The sequence below is a fragment of the Lysinibacillus sp. UBA6686 genome, from assembly GCF_002455205.1.
Classification (GTDB): Bacteria; Bacillota; Bacilli; order Bacillales_A; family Planococcaceae; genus Lysinibacillus; species Lysinibacillus pakistanensis.
The window spans coordinates 1-23,016 of sequence record NZ_DKJS01000028.1; the positions used below are offsets into that span (position 1 = coordinate 1).

A 23,016-nucleotide genomic window follows, 5' to 3' on the forward strand; every position below is an offset into this window, starting at 1 on the left:
TATTTTTGTATTTCGGGCTTACTAATTAACAATGAATTCACCTGTTTTTTCTTATGTGCATTTAGAGTATGAAGGAGATATCAAGGGCTGAAAAATAGAAAAATAAACGTAACTGGCACCGCTTCAGGGATTCGATGAGAAGTTGTTAAATATTGCTTATGGGAAGGGGCTTCAGTCATTGCCTGTAATATTAATGAACAATCCTTATCTGATTAAAAAAATTATTAATAGTTTTGCTTAATATCAATTAGATATAAGTATGAAGAAGTAGTTAATTTTTTTGCGATTGTAGATGAAGAGCATTCTGACGTAGATAGTTTAGTGAAAATTCCAGGTATCTATTTGGCTAAAGCTATACTTGATTATCAATTAATATGTTCCTAAGAAAGGAAAAAGGAAATGACGATATATATTGCGTTACTTAGAGGAATTAATGTAGGAGGCCATAATAAAATCATAATGGCACAATTAAAAAGCTCTCTTAAACAACTTGCATTACAGAATATAAGGACGTATATTCAAAGTGGAAATATCATTTTTGAATCAAATGAATATGAGGAAGATTTACAAAAGAAAATGCAAGAAAAAATTAATGAGGATTTTGGAATATTCACTACAGTTGTCATTCGAACGGCTGAAGAATTACGACAAATCGTGCGTCAATGCCCTTTTTCAGAGCAAAAAATTATCGAAGCAAGCACTTCATGTAAGGGGGAGTGTCTACATGTCGCTTTACTGCCGGCCTCACCTGCAATGGCTGATAGTGAGAAGTGTTTATCTTTTACAAATACAAAGGAACTTGCTGTGATCCAGGGAAGAGATGTCTATCTTTTATTTTATGACAGTATTCGAAATTCAAAAATTGGCAGCAAATTAGATATCTTGGGTATTCCAGCGACTGTCCGTAATTGGAAAACGCTTTCTAAGCTACTAAAGATGGTTGAAGAGTTCTACTCTAAATAGTAGGAAGAGCTAACGCTTAGTGAAGATTTCATTTGATATATCTATAGATTTTAAAAATAATAAAATTTACCACATTAAAATAAGAGTATGCTTTGACTAATTTTTATTTCAAAGCATGCTCTTTTGATTTTTTCTAATCTTTTTAAAAGTTGACAAAGTCCACTAAATGAAATATAGTTGACAAAATCCATTAAAAAGGAGCCTCTTAATGCGCTTAGAAGATAACAATATTGTCTCTGATATTCGGAAATTTAATCGCTTTTATACAAAGCTGTTAAATTTATTGGATAGTCATGTGCTAAATACCGATTATTCATTTACTGAGGCAAGGATTATTCTAGAAATTGGATTTATGGAACAGTGTATAGCAAATAATTTAGTTGAGAAGCTTGATATTGATCGAAGTTATATGAGTAGAATTATTGCCAAGCTAGGTAGAGATGGTGTCATTCGTAAAAAGGCTTCAACAGCTGATAGCAGAACAAGCCTTATTAGTTTAACACCAAAGGGGATTGATTTATTTAAGCAGCTAAATAAAAAATCGGATGAGCAAATTGTTAAATTGTTTCATGGTCTTTCACAGAAGGAAATAAAAGAAGTTCATTCTTCTATGATGTTGATTCAGCAAAAATTAGATAAATTGGGGGATTTGAATGATACGTTTTGAAAATGATTACGCAGAAGGTGCCCATCTACATATACTAAAAAGAATCGTGGAAACGAATGAAGAACAGTCTCCTGGATATGGAATGGATGAGCATTGTGAAAAAGCAAGAGCTTATATTAAAAAAGAGTGTGGTATAGACAATGCAGATATACACTTTTTAGTAGGGGGAACACAGACAAATACTACCGTTATTGCTTCAATTTTGCGTCCTCATCAAGGCGTTGTTGCAGCAAAAACAGGTCATATAGCTGTTCATGAATCAGGGGCAATTGAAGCAACGGGCCATAAAGTGCTGACCGTTCCGAGTGAAGATGGAAAAATTCAAGCAATACAGGTAAAAGAATTATTTGATACCCATTGGAACGATGCTACTCATGAACATATGGTGCAGCCAGCCTTAGTTTATATTTCTCATCCTACAGAAAATGGAACGACATATAGTAAAAAGGAATTGGGAGAATTAAGTAAAATTTGCCGTGAGTGTGGTATACCTTTATTTATGGATGGTGCAAGATTAGGGTATGGATTGGCTTCTAAGGATAACGATTTATCGCTAGTGGATATTGCGAGGCTTTGCGACGTGTTTTATATTGGGGGTACCAAAATAGGCGCATTATTTGGGGAAGCAGTCGTTATCATAAATGAGGACTTAAAAAGGGATTTTCGATACTTAATCAAACAAAAAGGTGGATTATTGGCTAAAGGAAGATTATTAGGAATTCAGTTTGAGACATTATTTGAGAATGGCTTATACTATGAGATTTCTAGTCATGCTGTAGCATTGGCAATGAAGATTCGAGAAGCATTTGTTGAAAATGGGTTTTCTCTACGATATGATTCTAAAACAAATCAACAATTTCCAATTTTATCAAACGATATGCTTGCTAAATTAAGTGGAAAATATGCCTTTTCAATGTGGGAACAGATCGATGCTAATTTTAGTGTTGTAAGATTTTGTACGAGCTGGGCGACAAAAAAAGAAAATGTTGACATGCTGATAGAGGATATAAAACAACTGAAAATCAACGGCTAAAAAACGATGCATCACCAAAGTTCCTTAGAGGGGCTTTGGTAATGCAATTTTACTTACTCTTTTATTGTTTCAGCAAACGTTTTTCTTCCAGGATTAATTTTGATGACATGGACAGCTAGTTTACTGATTGAATCTTTCGTCAATGGAATTTTCCCATCCTTCTCTAAATTTTTCCACACTTTCACGTTTTAACGATAAAGATATTCAGATAAACGTTAAATATCAGTGTCTATTTGTAATCCTTCCTCATAAGTTTCCATTACTTCTTTTTTTATTTGTTTTGTGATCTTCTCCCTAATTTCCTTGGAGACTACTTTGCCTTTAAAACCATTTAGTGAGGCATTAAGCTTAATATCAATATCAAACCAATTAACGATAACGATAACGATGAAGAGATGAATTGAATATAATGTTTCAAAAAAATTAATGAATTCGCAGGGAGGGGAAAGAATGGAATTTATTGTTGTAAGTGTGGTCATGATTCTTTTAGTGGGATTTTTACTCAACATAAAGAAGTCAAAACATAATATAAATGCAAAAAGCCGCTCTGGACATTCAGGCACTGGTACAACAGATTTTATTTCAACGGGTTCAGTAGTTTCTTTACAAGACAACGACAATAATCATTGTTCAGACAACACTTCAAATTACAGTGACTCATCAGACGGAGGTTCTTCTTGTGATTAATTGTCATTTCTCTTTAGTTACTGTGAATAATTTTTGAGCTTAAATTGCCTTTTGATTGTTCAGATTTTGTATAGAGCTATATGATAATCTAAAGTTGTCATGAATCAATGAAAAAATGACTAGGCATTCAATTTTGAGCCTAGTCATTTTTTTTGAGGAAACCTAGATATTAAAGCATAGTGAAAACATGTAGTGTTCAACATAAACCGAAAGGAAAATAATCGGTGTCCGAAAGGTTTACTTTCGGAAATCCACAATTGAAATTTCGGTATAACTATTGATAGGCTAGAAATAACCCAAAGGTAAGAAAATATGAATAGTATTCATAGAATGAGCACTTGTTTTAAAAATAGACTATAAATAAATAAAAAGGAGTACATACTATGAAATATCTAAAGTGCCTCAATTGAATCGATTCATGAAGTCAAAACAACTATTAAAGACCAGCGTTCAATTATTAAATTTTGAACCTGGTCCTTTTTTATGGTTGTAAAGGCTTGTTAACTACTTTAGTAATTTTCCTGATTATATTGTATTTATTCTATTATTGTTTCAGCAAATGTTTTTCTTCCTGGGTTTATTTTATTGATATGGATATTGATCTTACTAATTGAATCTTCTGTTAATGGGATCTTTCCATTTTTCTCTAACCCTTTCCACATTTTTACGTTATCTCTATAGAGTACTTCTGATAGACGATATATATCTGCGTCTAATTTTAGCCCCTCTCTATACGTTTCTCGTATTTCTTTTCTCATTTCTTTTTTTATTTTTTTTCTTAATTCATCTGTCGTAACTTTTGTTTTAAATCCATTGATTGTAACGTTAATATTTATATGAAATTCAAATGAAACCTGCTTTTCATTTTTTATGATGGGTTCCACTATAATTTTTAGCTTTTCAATACTTACAGTTAAATAGTCCTCAGGATTATCTAATTTAATAGTAAGTTCTCCTTGTTTTGTCTCATCGTGAGTCCACTGAAATCCTCTTGCTGAAACATTCTCTATACTTCCTTTAAAGCCATCTTTTGATAATATACCAATGCCTGAAAAGAAGGTCTCTTCTGTGGCTTCCTTTGTTGTTGCCCAATCTTTTTTCATTGTTACATAGGGGAGATTAATTTCATGGCTTGGTTCATCTAATCCAATAACTAGGTCTCTCAGGTTTCTTGGTAATATAAATGTTTCTTCTCTAGTCGGATTTATAGGATTACTTAATTTTGAAACAGCATGCGAACCTTCTAATAGTGGCGTTGTGAGTAATATTTCATTTATTGGATCTTTTGTACAATAGACCCAAATTTGGTATCGTGTATCTCTATAACGAATAAATGTATCAATCGCTGGAATACTTCGCTCATCCTCTAAAGCACTTTCTGAGAAGATCATGTATCTCATATGTCCCCAAAAAATCTTTTGATCACTTGAATTATATAATTTGTATATAGCCTCATCCACTGTCCTTCCTTTTGCATAGCCTATCTCTGCTGGTACAATTTCAGGATTTGGCTGTTCTGATTTCGCCACATCATCAAAATTAATAAATTGAACATACACCTCATACAGATTATCCTTAAAATCAACACCAACGGCATTAATATAATACATTCTTTGAGGTTCATTAACATCCCAGCAACCTGATAATAAGAATGTACTAACTATAATTATGAAAAGGGTTAAAGGATGTTTATTCATATGTATCCTCCCAATGGTATGTGTCGAATCGGATCATGGTCCATTACTATGAACACAGGGGGATAGATGGGGCTAATCATTGTTCATAGTAATAAACCTAATATTGTTTAGTATTGGCTTATTCGTAATAAGATAAACAAAAAATCACTACTAAATCTAGAAGTGACAAATTGTTAAATACTATAGCTCGGATAATAAAGAAAATGTTTTTGTTCCGAAGTTGTATTAAAGAGGGTGCTTTTTTATTTGGCATTATGATATAATTTTAGCATAAAATTCCTGTAAAGTGTTTAAGTGTGAAGGGACAAAAGATATAATTGACAGAGATTTGTTTCTATTAAGAAATTAAAAGAATATTTCAAACCAAAAAGGAGGACATAGCAAATGAGTTCAAGCGTAACGACCACTTGTAGAGACCTAGCTGAGTTATTACCTGCTGCACAAACTGCTTGCCGATTATTATTTCAGGAGTGTTTTAAAGCTGGAATTAAAAATATCTTTATTACAGAGACTTATCGCTCACAAGAACGACAAAATTTTCTTTATGCACAAGGACGTACAAGGCCAGGACAAATTGTTACATGGACTTTAGCCAGCAATCATAAGTCACGGTTAGCTTGGGATATTGCTGTTGGTCCTCCTCATTCCTTATATGATGTAACGACGCTCACTCAAGTAGGGGCTATTGCTAGAAAGCTAGGAATCACATGGGGGGGTGACTGGGTTGGTAGAATAGATCGACCACATTTTGAGACTAGAGCAAATTGGAAGATGCCAGTGGGCTATAAATTGGAAAACAAGGTTATTGTGCCAAATAGCTGTAAAACGAAAGTTGAAGTAATTGTTGAAAACAGAAAAAAGGAGGAAATAAAAGTGACGCAAACATGGAATCCAGGCTCTCCAACTATGAAAACTGAAACAGAAAATTTTATTGCACAGGCAGTTAAAGATGGCATTGTTCAGGAATTACATTTGAAGGATTTACAGAATGGTGCAATGACTACTGATCGTCTAATCGGTTTATACATTACGATTCAGCAAAGACGAAGTAATTTATAAACAGTTTCAAGAAAGAAGATTTGGTTACTAAATAGCTTGAATTCAAAGATTTGAAGCTGAAGTAAAAATTACATGAAGAGGCTTTAATTTTGGATGTTTGTGAACATGTTTAATAATTCTCTTCAGATAATGTAACCTATCACATGATTGGAGGGTATTTTTTATCAAAAAATTGGTATATGTGCATAAATTTAAAAATAACAATAGAACTTCCTCCATAACCTATGTATATTTATGGAGAAGGGGGCTCAAACAATGAAAAAAATACTTATATTACCACTAACATTGTTATTCAGTATTTTACTAGTAGCATGTGGTCAAGATAAAGAGAGTGAAAGTGGTAAGAAAAGCGAAAATGCTGATAGAGCAGCAGAAGAAACTAAAAATGAATCATTTAAAGTTGATAAAGGACTTTTAAATGTGGAGGTTACAATTCCAGCTTCCCTTTTCGAAGGCCAGGAAATCGATTCTGCTATTACTGAAGCAAAAAAAGAAGGGATTAAGGAAGTCATTAAAAACGATGACGGTTCGGTCACTTATAAAATGTCTAAATCCGTTCATAAAGAAATGATGAAGGAGATGGAAAAGGATATTTTAGAAACGATTGAAGAAATAAAAACTAGCAAAGATTTTGCCTCAATCAAGGATGTTTCATATAATAAATCCTTTACTGAGTTTACGCTAACTGTCAATAAAGAACAATTTGAAAACAGTTTTGACGCAATGGCTTCAATGGGACTAGCATTCACAGGCATGTATTATCAACTTTTTAGTGGTGTTGATTCTGAGAAATTTAAGGTTACAGTTATTTTTAAAGACGAATCAAACGGAGAAGTAATTAACACAATTGTTTATCCAGATGATCTAAAAGGATAATTAAATTAAAAAGGACTCTAATGGGTCCTTTTCTGTTGCTAGTGTAGGAAAAATATACGGATAAAATTCAAATCTTTTAAGATGAAGGAGTATTGTTAAATATTTTTTTATTTACCAACTTTCTATTTGCCACTGAAAAGTAAACAGTATAAAGTCATGTTGAAAAAACAGAATGACATGACTATTCAGTTGCCCTTTTTATGGCACAAGCCCAAGAAGCAGAAATTAACGATGAATTTCCGATGTTTGCCCATGGACTTTTCAAGAGGGCTTTAGATGCAGGCTACAGAAATCAAGGACTTGGTGCTTTGATTAAAGGATTGAGATAGTGTATTCTAGGAAAAATTGTGATGAATTTTGTGAATTGGTAGTTAAAAATATGTTAAAGACCACTTTATGGGTGGTTTTAGTTAATGTTAATGAGTAACCTCTATATAGAAATGAGAGTAAATCTCCAATCTAACATAAAAATTAAGTGAAATAATATTAAAAAATTATGAAAAATATATTGTTTATTTGATTAACTAGGCTAGAGATGGTAAAGTAAAGGTAACTTTAGGTAAAGGAGGAGAATTCTTATGAAAAAAAGATCTATTCGTTTTTTAAGTATGGGTATAGGATTCTCCACTGCTGTTTTTTTCTAAAATTGATGTTCAAGGGAGAAGTCTGCCCTTTTTTAGAAAAATAGTAACCTAAAGGAGATTATATCAATGAAATCAAAATTAGTTCGAAAAAATCCAATGCAGGTGCCAAATCCTGTTGGGAAATATAGCCATGTAACAATCATTCCTAAAGATGCGACAATATATGCATTTTCTGGACAAATCGGTGTAGGGCATGATGATCAATTGCCGACAACTATATATGAACAAATCGTAAATACACTAAAAAATATCGAAATTATTTTAGCGTCTGAGGGAATGGATGCCACACATGTTGTGAAGGCAAACATTTGGGCAACAGAGGAAATAGATTGGGATTATTTCGATCACAAATGGGATACTATGTTTGGTGATTCTTATCCCTCAATGACCATTGCCTACGTGTCAGCACTAGGTTTATCGGATATTAAAATAGAAATCGATATATGGGCTGCTAAATAAAGTGAAAAATCGATCATATCCTCCAAAAAGATTATGAAATGTTTTACAACCAGAATGGATTTCTCCGTTCTGGTTTTTCTTTTATGCAGTCAATTTTAGGTGACTGGATAACATCCAAGTTTAATGAATGGGCTTCAGCTCCAAAGGATAGTTAAATGTTCATACTTTAAATAGGCTAAAAAGCTAGATATTCATGGGGATGCACTAGGACAGGTAATATTGATTGGCCACACTTTGAGGTAAAAGCAAACTGAAAGATACCTTCAGTTATAAATTAGAAGGACAACTAAACATTCCAAGTAACAGTAAAATGAAAGTACAACTAATCAAAAGGATAAAAAAGAGAATTCAAAAATGAACAATTCAAAATGTTCAGTAAGGTTAGGCATTCTGAGGCAAGAAACTAAAAAAAGGGTCACTAGGCTGGGGGGTGACCCTTAAGGAATGTTAATATCCAGTCATGAATGTAGCGCCAACAATAATTAAAAGAATAAATAGAACGACAATTAGAACGAATGATGAGCCATTACCATAACCGCCGCCACCGCCGCAGTAGTATCCCATAAAAAACACCTCCTTTTTACTATATATTATGTTGGCTGCAGAGAAGGAGTAGGGTTGTTAAACTACTCAGCTATGAGCATTAAAAAATATATTTTTGTGAGATAAGTCAATAAAAAAGGGTCACCTGGGATAGGAGTGACCCTTAGTAAAAAAATTCGGAGGTGTAAGGCTAAATTAGCTTTACATTACTATTAATATGACATGATAGCTGTGTTTGTATAGTGAATTGTCTGTGAAATAGATTTTAAAAATAAAAAAGCCGTAGCTTCGTTGAATGCTACAAGGGCGTTGGAAGTGCTACTTTAACATGGCACAAGTAGTAAGATTTCGTATTAAAATTAAAAGTTTTATAGCATTTCCTTAATGTGGGTGTTTTTTATTAAAAAATGTTGGAGGTGGTGTTTATTAAATATAGCAATTGGAATGAAATTAAACAGGAGTGGGAAACCACGAAGATTGCACTGGTTGATCTTGCTGAAAAGCATAAAATATAGCTCAATCCATAAGAGCCGCGATGGTCGAGGGATGCAACCGAAGAAAAGCAGCTAGGAGCCCAAAAAGGCAATACCTCCGCTGTAGGAAAGGTAAATATTGATTGGCCACACTTTGAGGTTAAAGCAAACTAGAAGACACCTGTAGGTAATAAATTAGAAGGTCAACTAATCATTCCAAGTAAAAGCAAAATGAAAGTATAACTAATCGTAGAGATAAAAAGTAGGAAATCAAATTGACTCAAATATGGAACCTTGGTACACCAGTTATAAAAACGAAAAAGAAAACTTTTTTGCACAGGCGTTTAAAACCATTATTCAGAAATCGCATTTGAAGGATTTACAGAATAGTACGATGATGATTGACCGTTTAATGGGCCTTGTAACTTGATTCAGCAAATACGTGGTAAATAATCATATATAAAGTTCATCAAAGCTAATATTTTTAGCCAAGTTGGTTTTTTTAAAATCAAAATACCAATATTATCCTTTTTAGGGATTATGGAGAAATGAAGTAAAATAATCAAGTGTTTTAACAAAAAAGTTCACTAAAAACGTATCTTATGACATTTAAAAAATATCTGGACGCCCAAAAAATGGCGTTGTACTTGGCGTAATTTGGCGGTATAAGGTAAAAAAACAAGTAAAACCGCGGCAAAAAAGGAGGTGACCGAAAATGAGATTTCGGAAACTCACCATTGTAACTTCGGCATTGGTATTGATAGACTTTAGTTAACTCGCGAGATAAGTGATTATGCTATGGATTTATACAGTTAGATAGAAATTATAAAAATAAAAGGAGTACATGTTGTGAAAATATCTAAAATAGTTGTTGGTTTAGTTGTTTGTGGTACGTTAATTTTTCCAGGAGCATTAAGCTCATCAGCACAAGAAGTTAATTCCACTGTTTCTACAGAAACTATTAACTATTCAACAGGACAAGAAACAAAACTATTAACTTCTACTAGTACGAACCCAAGAATGCATTTTACAGTTATACCGTACTATGCGGGTGAAACATATGAATATACTATGATTACTATGGGTAAACACTATCGAGGAACTTTATATTATCAGTCTAAAGATAAATGGGGGTACTATTATACAGGATGGATGTATGAGTATACACCGTAAAAATAGTGATGGAGTATATAAATTCTAATTGAGTATGAAAAAGACTTTGATTAATATGGTTGTCTCACAATAGTCAGTTCATTAGAAAATAGGAGGATTTGTACTTACCTCTAAAAAGATCAGGACTCACTAAAATGAGTGCCTGATCCTTTTGCGTGTATTTTATTTATTGAGGTCAATAAATTTTACATTATGGGTTTGCGATAAGGCTTTTTTATAAGTTGGTAAAATATCCTTTCCTTTGAAAATTTAGATGATAATTAATGCAGGAAGTGGGGTAGTTAAATGTTGTTTTTACTTTTACTAATAATTTTAATAGCATTATTATTTAGATGGTTAAGAATTATTGCTTTAAATAGTAATATACAAGTTGAACAAAATAAAAAAATTATTGAGCTATTAACAAAGAATAGTGGAGATAAAGTGGAAGATGCAAAAAAATAGCACGCACATTTTTGAAAGGTACTACCAGAAAGGATAGTGTAAATATGGGGATGGCTGACTATAAAGAGAAGGGGAATATTCAAGAAACGCCTTTTGGATATGCATTGTCAGTGATTGGTGGTAAATGGAAAATTCTTATTATTTATATTCTTGCAGAAAATCAAACAGTTCGGTTTAATGATTTGAAAAGGAAAATAGGAGCTATTACCTTTAAAAAATTAAGTTCACAACTTAAAGAATTGGAAGCAGATGAGATGGTTAATCGGAAAAGAGTATCCCCAAATTCCTCCTAAAGTTGAGTACAGTCTCACACATAAAGCAAAAACTCTACTACCTGTTTTGGATCAGTTATGTGAGTGGGGAGAAAAAAACTCCAATAATTAAGTACCTTCTTTATAGTTGATGTAAAAAATAAACGTTCCATATTGTTCAGTAACGTTACTCGTTTTTGAGTGACGTATTTTTATTAGAAAGAAGGTGGTTGTTTGCTTACTGTTACAGAGACAATTAATGCTGATAAGATAAATCTTAATGGTGCAGTAATGGTTAGTGGTTCTATTTCTGGTGCTGCTACTATCCAAGTAAAAGACAATATTAAGGTAGGAAACTATTTAACAATAGGGGATAGATTTGATGGCGAATACGAGATTATTTTTGGAGACTCAGCAAAAGGTATGACTATCAGAGGAGATATAGATGATTCTATCGTTTTAAGTGCTATAAACGGTGTAAGTGTTCCAGCTGGTTACTTATTTATAGATGGTCGCTCAGTATTATTAACCAATACAAGTGGAATGCGATTAGATTGGAATGGTGCTTGTGGTGACCGGCTTTATGTTCGCACAGAAAGTGATCAAGTAGAATTTATAAAAATTAAAGCATAATAAATAGAACTATGAATTATCAAGTACAATTAAACAATGGACAGGTAATCAATTTAAAAAATGTGGAGTTTGATGCAGGTGTTGAGGCGGTAGGTTTTCAAATTCCATTGCCCTCGATAATGGTTGTAATACATCATATAATCTTCTAATGTTTCACATTTTTCTATAGTTGTTTCATCTTTTAAATGCAAAAAAATTGATTCTTATGGCGCATTTTCTGTTAATGACGGTGTTCTTTCAATATACAGACTTGAAATTTCCATAACAAATTCAAAAATCCCAAACTATTTGAGATTAAAAACTTCTAATGTTTGGGATTATCTATTGCAGTTTGTTATTTCCCTTCGAAATACTGGACTAAAGAATTTTTAAATGCGTCAAGTTTTTTCAATAATAAGCTGTATGCCTCACGCTCTTTAATTGCTTCTTCAATATCCTTGTTATTTTTTTCACGATATTTATTAAAAGCGTCCATATCGAGTATTTCAGCATTATCAGAATTTAACGTACCGTCTTTTAACTTTTCCTCGTATAACTTCATCATTCGAGAAATGCCCTCCTCAGAAACATGAACCTCCCCACTTGTTATGCCTAAACCCCTGATAAGAAACATTGCCATATCAGCTCTTGCATTCTTTTCCTTAAAATAATTTTGAGCCTCTTCATTTATGGCTTTAGCGCGAAATTCATCAACCAAATCTAAAACACTGTTCTGAAAAATCTGGTTGGTGTTGTTATCGTCTGCCTGTCCGTCAAATATGCCTTTTTCCTTATATTGTTCAATTTTTGTCAAAAACTCGCCTAATAATTCGTTATCAGAATTGCTATCGGAATTATTTTTTAAGCTTAACTTTAATCGAGCTAAGTCATTCGAAAAATCTTTTAATGTATCGTTAGACACGTTCGGACTAAAAGGTGAACGGCTAAAAATAACTGCTGCGCTATTTTTCGTACTTCCATTTGTGTTAATAGAGCCTTTATTGCTTTTGTTAAACATGCCGATATTGCATTTTTGCAACCCGCTTTCAACCGATGAACTATTCAAACTCACTTTCATAATATCGCCCCTTCATTTACTTCTCTTAATATACATCGGTTAAAATCCAAAATAATTTATACTTGGTATTTGTTTTAAAGATAGGTCATTTTTTCCTCTTGCTTTCTGTAGGTTTCAAAATTTTACAATCAATATTAATTAGTGATCGTAGACTTTTTTTAATATATATTGCACCTGCTCGTTACTTGTTTAATAAAGGATCTTAATTGGTACCCCAGAAATTACCCCAATTAAAAGAGTTAATACGAGTTTATATGGAATTAAGTTAATTATTGCAAAAACTTGTTTTTAAATTAAATATCAAAAGAACATTTCTCAATTTTTTCAATCTTCCAATTCCCCTAGAGCAAAAACCCACCAAATCAATATTTTTACGCTATAATGTAGGACGAGGTGAAGAAAATGTTTGTAAGTGAAAAACAAATTGAAATCCGCTATGCTGAGACAGACCAAATGGGCGTGGTGTACCATGCGAACTACATCGTTTGGATGGAAATTGGACGTACACAGCTTGTTAGTGATGCTGGCTTTGAGTATGCAGCATTAGAAAAGGACGGGTATGTGTCTCCTGTTATGGATTTATCCATTTCTTATAAGGCTGCGATGCACTATGGTCAAGTAGCTACTGTACGAACATGGGTTGAAAAGCATGACCGTCTGCGTACGACATATGGCTATGAAATTTTACATGAAGACGGCACGATTGCAGCGACAGCACAGTCCGTACATATCCTTGCACATAAAGATACACTGCGTCCTGTGTCTTTAAGTAAAATTGATCCAGCATGGGATGCGAAATATAAAGAAATCGCTCGTGAGGCGAAATAGGAGAACGAGATATGGAAATTTTTCTTACTTTAGGAGCTATCTTGGCTGGACTTGGTGTTGTCCTTGGTGCCTTTGGAGCCCATGCTCTAAAGGATAAGTTTTCGTCTCCATACTATGCGGCAATTTGGGAAACTGCTGTGCAATATCATATGTACCACTCATTAGGCATTCTAGGTCTTGGTATTTTATCAAGTGATGCCCTTTTAGGTGCTTCTAGTATACTTTCTTGGGCAGGCTACTTAATGTTCGCCGGTATTGTGTTTTTCTCTGGCAGTTTATATGTATTAGCCTTAACAGGTGTTAAAAAGCTAGGTGCAATTACGCCAATTGGTGGACTGCTATTTATCATTGCTTGGGTTCTTGTAGCTATCGCTGCGCTTTCATAATCATTAATAACGAGGTTACGCTAAATGATTTTTCATTGGGTAACCTCGTTTTGTTTTTACAGTAGTTTTAAAAAATATGAAACAATTTGTCTAATCTTGCGTACTACATAGAGATTAGATTATTTTTAATGATAAAATAAGCTTAAATATAGATGTTGAAGGTGGGAATTTTATGGGGTTATTAAAAGCAGGAGTAGGCGCATTAGTAGGCGTCTTGGAAGATCAATGGCGTGAGTATTTTTACTGTGATTCTCTTTCATCGGATGTGCTGGTTGAAAAGGGTGTAAAGCGTACCTCCAAACGCGGCTCTAATAAGGGCAACGACAATATTATTAGCAATGGTTCTATTATTGCCATTAATGAAGGACAATGTATGATGATCGTTGAACAGGGGAAGGTAGTAGAATTTTCTGCAGAGTCTGGTGAGTATGTGTACGATACATCCACTGAACCTTCCATTATGTACGGCAGTGATTTATCTCAAGGAATTATGGAAACATTTAAGCAGATTGGCAAGCGATTTACATTTGGGGGTGAACCAGCAAAGGATCAACGTGTGTATTACTTTAATAAAAAAGAAATCGTAGGTAATAAATACGGGACACCAGCACCGATTCCATTCCGTGTGATTGATCGTAATATCGGTTTGGATATTGATATTGCCATTCGTTGTCATGGTGAATATTCGTATAAAATTGTTGATCCATTATTATTCTATACAAATGTTTGTGGAAATGTTGAACGTGAGTACACAAGGGATGCCATTGATAGTCAACTGAAAACGGAGCTAATGACTGCGTTACAACCAGCTTTTGCACATATTTCCGCAAGTGGAGTACGCTATAGTGAAATTCCTGCACATACTGTAGCATTAGCAGATGCTCTTAATAAAGTGTTATCAGAAAAGTGGCTGACAACTCGTGGATTAGCTGTTGTCTCATTTGGTATTAGCTCTTTAAAAGCATCTGAAGAAGATGAAGCAATGATTAAGCAATTGCAACGAAATGCAGTGATGCGTGATCCAGGTATGGCAGCGGCACATTTAACAGGTGCTCAGGCGGAAGCAATGATTGCAGCTGCAAATAACGAGGGTGGCGCAATTGCTGGTTTTATGGGTATGAATATGGCAGCACAGGCTGGTGGAGTTAACCCCGGTCAACTTTATCAAATGAATGAGCAAAATAAGCAAGCTCAAATGGCACAAGCTGCTGCACAGGGTCAAGCAACTTCAGCTTCTGGGGTATGGACATGTGCATGTGGCCATGAGAATACTGGGAAATTCTGTTCAAACTGTGGGGGAGCAAAGCCGCAAGAAGAGGGCTGGACATGTGTATGTGGTGCAGTCAACAAAGGTAAATTCTGTGGTGAATGTGGAACCAAAAAACCTTCAGGGACTTTGCAGTATGCTTGTGATAAATGTGGCTGGGAGCCTGAGAATCCTGGGAATCCTCCAAAATTCTGTCCTGAATGTGGAGATGTTTTCGATGAAAATGACATTAAGTAAGGGGATGACTAGTGATGTCAACACAAGAAGCTGAAAATGTTAAACAAGTAAAGCTTGATTTCGATGCTGAGTGTCCATCATGTAGTGCCTCTATTGAATTTAATCCAGCAAGCGGTAAACTTTCATGCCCTTATTGTGGTTATGAGTCTGAAATTGCAATTCCAGAAAAGGAAGAAGAAAAAGTTGCCCAGGAAATGGACTTTGCAATGGCTGAAGAACGTGGAAATTTTAACTGGGGTGTTGAGAAAAAAACAGTTATCTGTGAGGCTTGCGCAGCAGAAACAATTTATGATGCTTTACAGGTAGCTGATCGTTGTCCTTATTGTGGCTCTAATCAGGTAATGGAGGCAAGTGCAAAAAATACATTGGCACCAAATGGGGTTTGCGCCTTTGAAATTACCGATAAGCAAGCTGGTGAGAACTTTCAAAAATGGATTAAAGGAAGATGGTTTACTCCTAGAGCGGCAAAAATAAGTGCAAAACCTGACTCCTTTAAAGGTGTATATTTACCTTATTGGACTTTTGATACGAAAACAAGCTCAAGGTATTCTGCAAGATATGGTAAACATCGTACAGTTACTGATAAGGATGGAAAAACTCAAACTGTAACAGACTGGTATTCAACGAGCGGTTTTTATCAGGAATTTATCGATGATCATTTAATTAGTGCTACCACTCGATATGATCGCAATATGATGAGGAAAATAGAACCCTTCAATCTACTTAATAATAAAGCTTATAAACCAGAATATGTAGCTGGCTTTCTATCAGAACGATACAGTATTGGTTTGCAGGATGGCTGGGGCCAAGCGAAGAAGGAAATTCATGATCATTTACATGCACAAATCACTTCTAAAATTCGTTGGGAGAAAAATGCAGACGTTGTATCCAGTTTACGTTTTTCTACTACACATGATGATATTACATATAAATATCTAATGTTACCGATTTGGCTGTCCTCGTTCCGTTACAAAGAGAAAATATTCCGTTTTATGGTGAACGGACAAACCGGTCAAGTAGGTGGAGATGCTCCGATTTCAGCGCTTCGGGTCACAATTGCTGTCATTTTATCATTAGTGACGATTGCTATTATTTGGTATTTCTTTATGTCAGAATAATTATAAGCAGTATTCCTGTGGGGCTTAAAATCCATGAATAGGAATACTGCTTTTTATTTGGAATGGTTGGAGAAAAGATTACCACCGAACCAAATTTTCGTAAAATCGTCCAAAATAATGGGTGAACGAATGAATAATGACAAGGAAATAGGTGAAATATCCTTAGCTATCACGACTTACACCAAGACCTACTGCATAAGGTATAGTGATAAAGTGAAATCACTCAAAGCAGGATTTCATTTCTGTAAAAAGTGTTTGTGTTAGAAGTAATTGCTAGGAGCTATAAAAAATTTTCCACAATTAATTTTGAACAATTTATGGCAAGTGAAGTTGCGAATTTACTGTAAACAAATTATGATACAGTCAGAGAGCTTTTTTACAAATAAGCTTTGAATGTAATGCTATTCTTGAATAACGGTTACTTGGTTATTCATGTATGGAGGTTTCGACAATGGACGCAATTGAAGTGTTAACAAATTTAGATCAAATACATGGGTATTTTCAACCGATATTTAGCGCAGATGCGCATACGGTGATTGCCTACGAAATTTCCGGACAGTTACAAATTGAGGGTCAACAAATTAATTTAAAGGATTTTGTTAATAATGAAGATATTCCAGAGGAGTATCGTATTGACATGGAACATAAAATTTTGCATGCTGCATTAGTTAAAATAGACGAAATTGGACCAGAGCTTGATATATATATCCCAAGTAATCCCAATGTTTTAATGCAAGATTTTGGAGAGAGTCATTTTAATATTATTCAGCAATATATTCGAGAAGAAGATTTCCACCGGATTGTATTGGTCGTTTCGGAGCATCGTTTTTTAGGGGATATCCATAAATTACACCATGCATTGCGTTACTTTACGACGTATGGTGTGAAAATTGCTGTTCAGGAAGTCGGTGCAGAGAGTCATCTAGAGCATATTGCACTGTTATCCCCACAAATTCTAAAGGTCAATACACGAGATTTAAATTATGATTCTTGGTCCGCTCAATCCGATATGATTTCAGCAATAGGGGGGCTAGCCTATAAAATTGGGGCAAACCTCTTATTTGAAGGAATTGAAACTGTCTATCAGTTACAATTTGCCTGGAAAAATGGAGGACGGTACTATCAGGGGCCTTACTTAGCAAACCCTGCAATAACATTTGTTGAGAAGGATATATTAAAGGAGCGCTTCAAAGAGGAATGTCAGCAATTCATTACCTCTGAGAAGAAAATGCTAGAGACACAATATTTTGAGCTGAAAAAGCTGAGAGAGGAGCTAGAAGCAATTATCCATCGAGTAAAACCTTCTAGTGATAGCATCTCTCATTTGGAGCATTTAGCACAGCTATTAGATCATTATTCGTTCCGTCTTTATATTTGTAATGAGGACGGTTTCCAACTATCACCCAACATCATGCGTATAGATGGGAAGTGGGAATTACAGCCAAGAGCAATCAATAAAAATTGGAGCTGGCGCCCATATTTCCTACAAACCATTATCAAGATGCGCAATGATCAAAGCGGAGAAATTTCTGAGTTATATCGGGATATTGAAACAGGGGAAATCACAAGGACGTTTTCTATCGCCATTAACGAGCATGAATACTTGTTTGTCGATCTATCGTATGATTACCTTTATGAGCATAGTATATTTAGGTAGTTTAAAAATGCTTATATAGCAAGGGTTGCGGGGTACAAATTACGTTTGTACCCCAATTTTGTGTAAAAAGAATGTGACACCATTAAAAAATGGTCGTTCGGGCAAAAACGGCACAATACGGTATCAATGCCACACTATCAAAAGCAGCAATGTAGGTGATCCAATTATATTAAAAGTTTAAAGGCTTCTAGACATGTTTTATCCCCTTTTATTGGCTGTTAGAAAGTAATTATAACACTTAGGAAGGGCAGAGCTTTGTGTGGTTTTAAGCGTGTAATTTATAGAATATGATTTCAATTTATAGCCTCTCGAATTATTATGAAGTATGGGGAGATATTGTTATCCTCGCAAAATGTATAAATGGAGTGGAGGTCCCAAATGACACCAGAGCAAATAGTTAAAAAATTTTTTGAAGAAGTACGTTCAGGAAATAATCTTGATTACGCAACTGAATTAATGGCAGACCAAGTACTGGCACACCAAGTTACTTCTGAAGAAGAATTAACGGTTACTAGATCACCCAAAGATTATGCGGACCATGTAAAAGAAATGGTAGAAACATATGGCGATTTTTCATTAGAAATCCAAGAGTTTATGGTGCAAGGTAATAAAGTATATGTACGCTGGAAACAAGTTGGTACCCATGTCGGAGAAGTCGATGGATATCAGCCGACAAATCTACCAGTTATTGAAATAGCAAGCGCAGTATATAGAATTGAAGAAGAAAAAATAGCAGAATATTGGATTCAAATTGATCGGGCTGGTATTGAGAACCAACTCAAACGTAATAAAAGTAATTAACTTGGGGCATATATCGCCCTTTATTAAAAAATGCCAAAGCGCTGTTTAACGCTTTGGCATTTTTATACCCATTCGTGTTGTTAGAAGTGCAAAATATAAGATGTCCCTAAAATTGACTAGTATATTTTTTAGAAATCACTGATGGTGCTGGAAAATTTATCTTTGGGCATTTAAGAACACCAACTACACTGATATCCAATGTGTATGTTTGATTTTCTGTATCATACTCAATTGAGTGTACTTTATTGACTGTTTGTCCTAAGCTATTAGGTTGTGTTGAATCAATAAATTGATAGTTAAGAATTTCAGAAACTAATTGTTGACTTTGTCTGTTAAACTCTTCTTGCTTTAAAGAATAGGGAAGGAAATCTGCCAAACCATATAATTCGGATGACCTAGGAGTTGTAAGAGCATCTTTGAAGGCTGGCAAAAATGTGAAAAAATTTTCAGAACCACTATTCTTATTGATGATGTCAATAGTATAGTTAGTATTGAATAGTTGTGCTGATAAACCATCAACTAAAGTTTCAGAAGTATTATCTGAATTTTCCCATTTCATATGTAGTTCACCTCCTTTTTTATAGCAATATTATACAGTAAATAAAAGGAATTATTTTAGTAAATTTCAATGATGTTGAAGAGAGTAAAAGTGGCTTGGTTGTAAAGGAGGCACCATCAACAAACCAGTTGCTACTTTACAGCATAAAATGGTTGTATTCGTTTTGTAGAAAATGGATGGTCATATGTACAGTATGGGAATGGGAGAGGTTAGGCTGCATCAAACTTCATGAGCAAATCTAAGCCTATTTTTTAACGCATGGTCTTGTAATTAGAAATATTTCAAGTCCTTTAGGAAGAAATCTGAAAGAATTAATGAAATACGATGAAGTTTTAGTCCATTCAGCTGTTGCAGGGTGGTCATATATTACGAGCTCGATATATGTAGTTGAATCTCATTTCACTTCTGATACGTCCTCAAATTCTAGCAGTGGTGAGTTATGGATTTTTAGATTTATCACTATTAATCTTATTTGTTCAGACTTTGTTGAGTACGATTTTGTAATATGTAAGTAGGTAACCAACCTAAAGGAGATCAGCTACTCGATATTGATGAGTAGCTGGTCTTTTTTTTAGGGTATTTTATGTTTCTATAAAAAAGGATAGACAAAAAGATAAAAAAGTCCATGTACTTCATTTTTTGTCCATGGACATTTTGCGTTTTTCTCATGAATGTATATGTTCTTTTGATAATTTATAGCATTTTTTCTTGGTAACCAGATGAAAAAAACGCATTAGCGCATCATCTTTTTTATTTGCTTTATTTCATTATTCAGTTCATCAATCTGTTTTTGCAATCTCTCAATATCGTTATTCGAGTTATTGTTTTCGTTTAATTCCTCATCTAAAGCAAGTCCCGCAGCAATTGTTGTGATTGCATCGCCAAGGGTTGTAATGGCACTACCAATCAGGGCAAGTTTAGTCGCTTGATTTTCTGATTTTGGAAGTTGATTTTTGGGAGTTGATTTCTTATTGTTCATCATTTTTCCTCCATACAGAAATGGTTTTCTTTACAATTTATGCATATGATGAAAGACTTGTGCAGCGCCTTAACATGTAGCGATCTAGAATAAAAAAGGGGTCACTCTTGAGAAGTGACCAAAGTAGCTTATTGAGGATGTGTTTCTAACTGAAGGTATGAGCAAAGATGGAAGTTAGTTGGGTATAGTATCAGTATATGAGTGAGCAAAGTACTTGATTAGGTAGTAGCCAATTTTATCTTAAAAATCTCTAGTGCTTTTAAACATGGAAGGTATAGTCCAATAAGTCCCCATTCGCCAAAGCCATTCAAATGGACCAAATTGAAAGAATTTTAGCCAAAGCCTACTAAATAATAATTGAATGATATAAATGCCTAGACAGATCCATAGAGATTGGATGTAGCTAATGTTTCCAATTAGCTGAAAAGCATGACCTACAACTAATATAAGAGCTGTTTGCCCTAAATAGTTGGTAAGAGCCATTCGTCCGTACCCTTTTAAAGGAGAGAGCACAAATTTAAAGAAGGGAAGCTGTAGTAGCAGAATAATTAAGCCTACGTAAAATGCGGAAACAAATGGGCTAAATTGTAGTCCTATTAATGAAAACTGTTCAATATTTGTGATATGCTCAGCAAATTCTTCCTCTGATAGCGAATTGAAGTCAATAAGTGAATTTGGTACATAATTCCATTGGTAAAGCCAGCCTCCAATGCAGATGAAGAACATCATTATCGTAAAGACAATAATCTTTTTTCGCTTGACATTCATATTTTCAAAAATACGATATTGTCCAGCAGCTAATCCAAGTAATATTAGTGGAAGTGGCATCGCGATCTTTATACCGTAATAAGCTGTTATAGCTAGCAGTATAAGTCCTATTGTAAGGTTGATTTCTTTTCGGACTTTATAGAATGGTAGAGCTAGTAAACCAAATATCGCGTATACCGTTAAGGCTTCTCCAGGATGGAAAAAAGCATGTACAAGCCCTATCAGGAATAAAATAATAATTCTTCTAATAAATAATAAAAATGCCTTTTCATTTTTCGCATAAGCTCTAGCTATAAAAATATAGAAGCCTACACCGAATAAAAATGAAAAGATAGTAAAAAATTTCCCTTCCACAAAAAGCATTAGTATATGATGATACGCAATATCTATCGGCCTTTTTGGTGCTTCAATCCACAGAAGCCCTGGAATATTAACTAGAATAATGCCTAATAATGCAAAGCCTCTTAAATAATCTAATGTATCCATTCGTTTGTTCAAATCAATTGGTTGCAATATGATCTCCTCCTCTATACAAAGTATAGGTGAGTTGCATGAACTGTAGTAATGATGAATGTTACGTGAATCTTACAAATTCGTCATCTCCAGCTTCACATTTGTGGATACATGGTTAAAATATCATTTGCATGCTGTCGTAAATTTTCGATCAATGCTTGTGGTTCCAAAATTTTTGCATGTACACCAAGCCGATAGAAAAGGGAGCTAATAAAATGAAGCTCTCCTTCATCAATTAAGGAATCGATATAGCCTGACCCATCTTCTTTAGTAATTACCAACTCTTCAAAGCTAGGTACACTTTTACATTGTCGGACACCCTCGCTGGTTAATTGTACATGTAGCCGAATGGGGTGGTTAATCACATAAGTGTTGCTGAACCATTGCTGCAAATTTAAAAATTCCTTGCTATTGTTTTCATATTCGATGATAGCGTGTATTCGGTCTACTCGAAACAGCAGAATCTTTTCCTTTGTTAAATCAAAGGCAGGCATATACCATAGTCCATCTTGTGCATAGACACCAAAAGGGTGAACATATTTTATGGTGGTGCCTTTTTTTGATGCATATTGAAACCATATATGTTTATTGTCAATGGCTGCTTCTAAAACATCTTTTAATAATGGTGTCTCAATTGATCTTTTAGGGCTCCAAAAGGCAACATAGGACTGAAGCTTATCTACCTTTTGCTGTGTCTCCTTTTGTAGAGAACTATATAATTTGCGAGAAACGGAGTGGATTTCTGTCTCGAAGGGTAAATCACGATAATAATTGAAGGCTTGAAACGCAAAGAAAATCGATACCGCTTCTTCTTCAGTAAATAAAATTGGGGGAATCAGCCTGCTCGACAGTACCGTATAGCCGCCATTACGTCCTTGTTCCGCATAAATAGGTAAGCCCATATCACTTAAATCCAGCATATAGCGGTGAACTGTTCGAATGGAAATCTTAAATTCATCAGCAATTTCCTGTGCAGTAAAATTCTTTTTGGTACTAACAAACATAAGAATATCTAATAAGCGTTGGGCCTTAGACATATTTTCACCTTTTCTTTAATCATGCCATTAGTTGTCATGTTTTACGTTTAGTATAGCCATAGTTAATGATTTTAGCAAAAATAGAGAGCTAAAGGTATGTCAAGATAGATTAGATTACTTTATTTATTGGACTAGTTTAGGGACTTTTCTCAACAGAAAATGATGATTTAAGATGGCTAGAGGAAGGAGAAGGGAAAGCAGATAATG

At 34.4% G+C, this 23,016-nt stretch carries 27 protein-coding genes and 1 pseudogene; 20 read left to right on the forward strand and 8 right to left on the reverse strand.

From position 1 onward, the window contains the following. Positions 1-399 precede the first annotated feature (399 nt). The 3 genes from B2R82_RS07470 (at position 400) to B2R82_RS07480 (ending at position 2,663) form a co-directional block, all read left to right on the forward strand. Entirely contained in the window at positions 400-963 is a 564-nt protein-coding gene (locus B2R82_RS07470; protein WP_286924270.1) for a DUF1697 domain-containing protein, read from the forward strand. A 208-nt stretch (positions 964-1,171) separates the two neighbouring features. Further along, complete coding sequence (locus B2R82_RS07475) at positions 1,172-1,630, forward strand: MarR family winged helix-turn-helix transcriptional regulator (RefSeq protein ID WP_283868221.1); 459 nt, start codon at positions 1,172-1,174, stop codon at positions 1,628-1,630. After that, positions 1,617-2,663 carry a threonine aldolase family protein gene (locus tag B2R82_RS07480; RefSeq protein ID WP_283868220.1) on the forward strand — a complete coding sequence of 349 codons (1,047 nt, stop codon included), beginning with the start codon at positions 1,617-1,619 and terminating at the stop codon, positions 2,661-2,663. Before B2R82_RS07475 ends, B2R82_RS07480 begins: the two co-directional genes overlap by 14 nt. 53 nt (positions 2,664-2,716) lie before the next feature. Here the strand turns inward: B2R82_RS07480 and B2R82_RS24045 are convergent, their stop codons facing one another. Continuing rightward, positions 2,717-2,848, reverse strand: coding sequence for a hypothetical protein (locus tag B2R82_RS24045; RefSeq protein ID WP_313373289.1), 132 nt, complete (start codon positions 2,846-2,848; stop codon positions 2,717-2,719). A 265-nt stretch (positions 2,849-3,113) separates the two neighbouring features. Between B2R82_RS24045 and B2R82_RS07490 the strand changes: the two genes are divergently transcribed. Continuing rightward, positions 3,114-3,350, forward strand: a complete 237-nt coding sequence (locus B2R82_RS07490) for a hypothetical protein (protein WP_286924308.1) — start codon at positions 3,114-3,116, stop codon at positions 3,348-3,350. Positions 3,351-3,886: 536 nt separating this feature from the next. Here B2R82_RS07490 and B2R82_RS07495 read toward each other — a convergent pair. Beyond that, a complete protein-coding gene (locus B2R82_RS07495; RefSeq protein ID WP_286924271.1) occupies positions 3,887-5,047 on the reverse strand; it encodes a Ger(x)C family spore germination protein in 1,161 nt (386 codons plus the stop codon). A 384-nt stretch (positions 5,048-5,431) separates the two neighbouring features. Here B2R82_RS07495 and B2R82_RS07500 point away from each other — a divergent pair, with 384 nt between their 5' ends. The 4 genes from B2R82_RS07500 to B2R82_RS07515 all read left to right on the forward strand — a co-directional run bounded on the left by B2R82_RS07500 (position 5,432) and on the right by B2R82_RS07515 (position 8,085). Beyond that, positions 5,432-6,106, forward strand: a complete 675-nt coding sequence (locus tag B2R82_RS07500; protein WP_286924272.1) for a M15 family metallopeptidase — start codon at positions 5,432-5,434, stop codon at positions 6,104-6,106. 255 nt (positions 6,107-6,361) lie between these two features. Beyond that, positions 6,362-6,982 (forward strand): hypothetical protein, encoded by a 621-nt coding sequence (locus tag B2R82_RS07505; protein WP_286924273.1) that lies wholly within the window; start codon positions 6,362-6,364, stop codon positions 6,980-6,982. 200 nt (positions 6,983-7,182) lie between these two features. Then, entirely contained in the window at positions 7,183-7,311 is a 129-nt protein-coding gene (locus B2R82_RS07510) for a hypothetical protein (RefSeq protein ID WP_286924274.1), read from the forward strand. Between the two features lie 381 nt (positions 7,312-7,692). Further along, positions 7,693-8,085, forward strand: coding sequence for a RidA family protein (locus B2R82_RS07515; protein ID WP_286924275.1), 393 nt, complete (start codon positions 7,693-7,695; stop codon positions 8,083-8,085). A gap of 447 nt (positions 8,086-8,532) precedes the next feature. Here the strand turns inward: B2R82_RS07515 and B2R82_RS07520 are convergent, their stop codons facing one another. After that, a complete protein-coding gene (locus tag B2R82_RS07520; protein ID WP_286924276.1) occupies positions 8,533-8,649 on the reverse strand; it encodes a YjcZ family sporulation protein in 117 nt (38 codons plus the stop codon). Between the two features lie 738 nt (positions 8,650-9,387). On the opposite strand from B2R82_RS07520, the gene B2R82_RS07525 reads away from it, so the two are divergent. The 6 genes and pseudogenes from B2R82_RS07525 (at position 9,388) to B2R82_RS07550 (ending at position 11,751) form a co-directional block, all read left to right on the forward strand. Continuing rightward, on the forward strand, positions 9,388-9,531 hold the full coding sequence (locus B2R82_RS07525; RefSeq protein ID WP_286924277.1) for a hypothetical protein: 144 nt from the start codon (positions 9,388-9,390) through the stop codon (positions 9,529-9,531). Between the two features lie 419 nt (positions 9,532-9,950). Then, on the forward strand, positions 9,951-10,274 hold the full coding sequence (locus B2R82_RS07530; protein ID WP_286924278.1) for a hypothetical protein: 324 nt from the start codon (positions 9,951-9,953) through the stop codon (positions 10,272-10,274). 285 nt (positions 10,275-10,559) lie between these two features. After that, positions 10,560-10,718, forward strand: a complete 159-nt coding sequence (locus tag B2R82_RS07535; protein ID WP_286924279.1) for a hypothetical protein — start codon at positions 10,560-10,562, stop codon at positions 10,716-10,718. Positions 10,719-10,762: 44 nt separating this feature from the next. After that, positions 10,763-11,102 (forward strand): annotated as a pseudogene (locus tag B2R82_RS07540) (winged helix-turn-helix transcriptional regulator). 101 nt (positions 11,103-11,203) lie between these two features. After that, a complete protein-coding gene (locus B2R82_RS07545) occupies positions 11,204-11,602 on the forward strand; it encodes a hypothetical protein (protein ID WP_286924280.1) in 399 nt (132 codons plus the stop codon). Positions 11,603-11,613: 11 nt separating this feature from the next. Beyond that, a complete protein-coding gene (locus B2R82_RS07550) occupies positions 11,614-11,751 on the forward strand; it encodes a hypothetical protein (RefSeq protein ID WP_286924309.1) in 138 nt (45 codons plus the stop codon). Between the two features lie 185 nt (positions 11,752-11,936). Here the strand turns inward: B2R82_RS07550 and B2R82_RS07555 are convergent, their stop codons facing one another. Further along, on the reverse strand, positions 11,937-12,659 hold the full coding sequence (locus tag B2R82_RS07555; RefSeq protein ID WP_286924281.1) for a hypothetical protein: 723 nt from the start codon (positions 12,657-12,659) through the stop codon (positions 11,937-11,939). Between the two features lie 402 nt (positions 12,660-13,061). Between B2R82_RS07555 and B2R82_RS07560 the strand changes: the two genes are divergently transcribed. The 6 genes from B2R82_RS07560 to B2R82_RS07585 all read left to right on the forward strand — a co-directional run bounded on the left by B2R82_RS07560 (position 13,062) and on the right by B2R82_RS07585 (position 18,953). Next, positions 13,062-13,487 (forward strand): acyl-CoA thioesterase, encoded by a 426-nt coding sequence (locus B2R82_RS07560; protein ID WP_286924282.1) that lies wholly within the window; start codon positions 13,062-13,064, stop codon positions 13,485-13,487. Positions 13,488-13,498: 11 nt separating this feature from the next. Next, positions 13,499-13,873, forward strand: coding sequence for a DUF423 domain-containing protein (locus tag B2R82_RS07565; protein WP_286924283.1), 375 nt, complete (start codon positions 13,499-13,501; stop codon positions 13,871-13,873). 172 nt (positions 13,874-14,045) lie between these two features. Then, complete coding sequence (locus tag B2R82_RS07570; protein ID WP_286924284.1) at positions 14,046-15,377, forward strand: SPFH domain-containing protein; 1,332 nt, start codon at positions 14,046-14,048, stop codon at positions 15,375-15,377. Between the two features lie 14 nt (positions 15,378-15,391). Continuing rightward, positions 15,392-16,495, forward strand: a complete 1,104-nt coding sequence (locus B2R82_RS07575; protein ID WP_286924285.1) for a TFIIB-type zinc ribbon-containing protein — start codon at positions 15,392-15,394, stop codon at positions 16,493-16,495. 451 nt (positions 16,496-16,946) lie between these two features. Beyond that, positions 16,947-18,152 (forward strand): EAL domain-containing protein, encoded by a 1,206-nt coding sequence (locus tag B2R82_RS07580; protein WP_286924286.1) that lies wholly within the window; start codon positions 16,947-16,949, stop codon positions 18,150-18,152. Between the two features lie 378 nt (positions 18,153-18,530). Beyond that, positions 18,531-18,953, forward strand: coding sequence for an ester cyclase (locus B2R82_RS07585; protein WP_286924287.1), 423 nt, complete (start codon positions 18,531-18,533; stop codon positions 18,951-18,953). 106 nt (positions 18,954-19,059) lie between these two features. Here B2R82_RS07585 and B2R82_RS07590 read toward each other — a convergent pair whose 3' ends face one another. From B2R82_RS07590 to B2R82_RS07605, 4 genes are all read right to left on the reverse strand, one after another. Further along, positions 19,060-19,512: a hypothetical protein gene (locus tag B2R82_RS07590; RefSeq protein ID WP_286924288.1), complete on the reverse strand. Its 453-nt coding sequence runs from the start codon at positions 19,510-19,512 to the stop codon at positions 19,060-19,062. A 733-nt stretch (positions 19,513-20,245) separates the two neighbouring features. Further along, positions 20,246-20,491, reverse strand: a complete 246-nt coding sequence (locus tag B2R82_RS07595) for a hypothetical protein (RefSeq protein WP_286924289.1) — start codon at positions 20,489-20,491, stop codon at positions 20,246-20,248. Positions 20,492-20,731: 240 nt separating this feature from the next. Further along, positions 20,732-21,745 carry a DUF418 domain-containing protein gene (locus B2R82_RS07600; protein ID WP_286924307.1) on the reverse strand — a complete coding sequence of 338 codons (1,014 nt, stop codon included), beginning with the start codon at positions 21,743-21,745 and terminating at the stop codon, positions 20,732-20,734. 122 nt (positions 21,746-21,867) lie between these two features. Next, the gene (locus tag B2R82_RS07605) at positions 21,868-22,809 is read right to left on the reverse strand and encodes a helix-turn-helix transcriptional regulator (RefSeq protein ID WP_286924290.1); all 942 of its coding nucleotides are present in this window, start codon (positions 22,807-22,809) and stop codon (positions 21,868-21,870) included. Positions 22,810-23,016 lie beyond the last annotated feature (207 nt).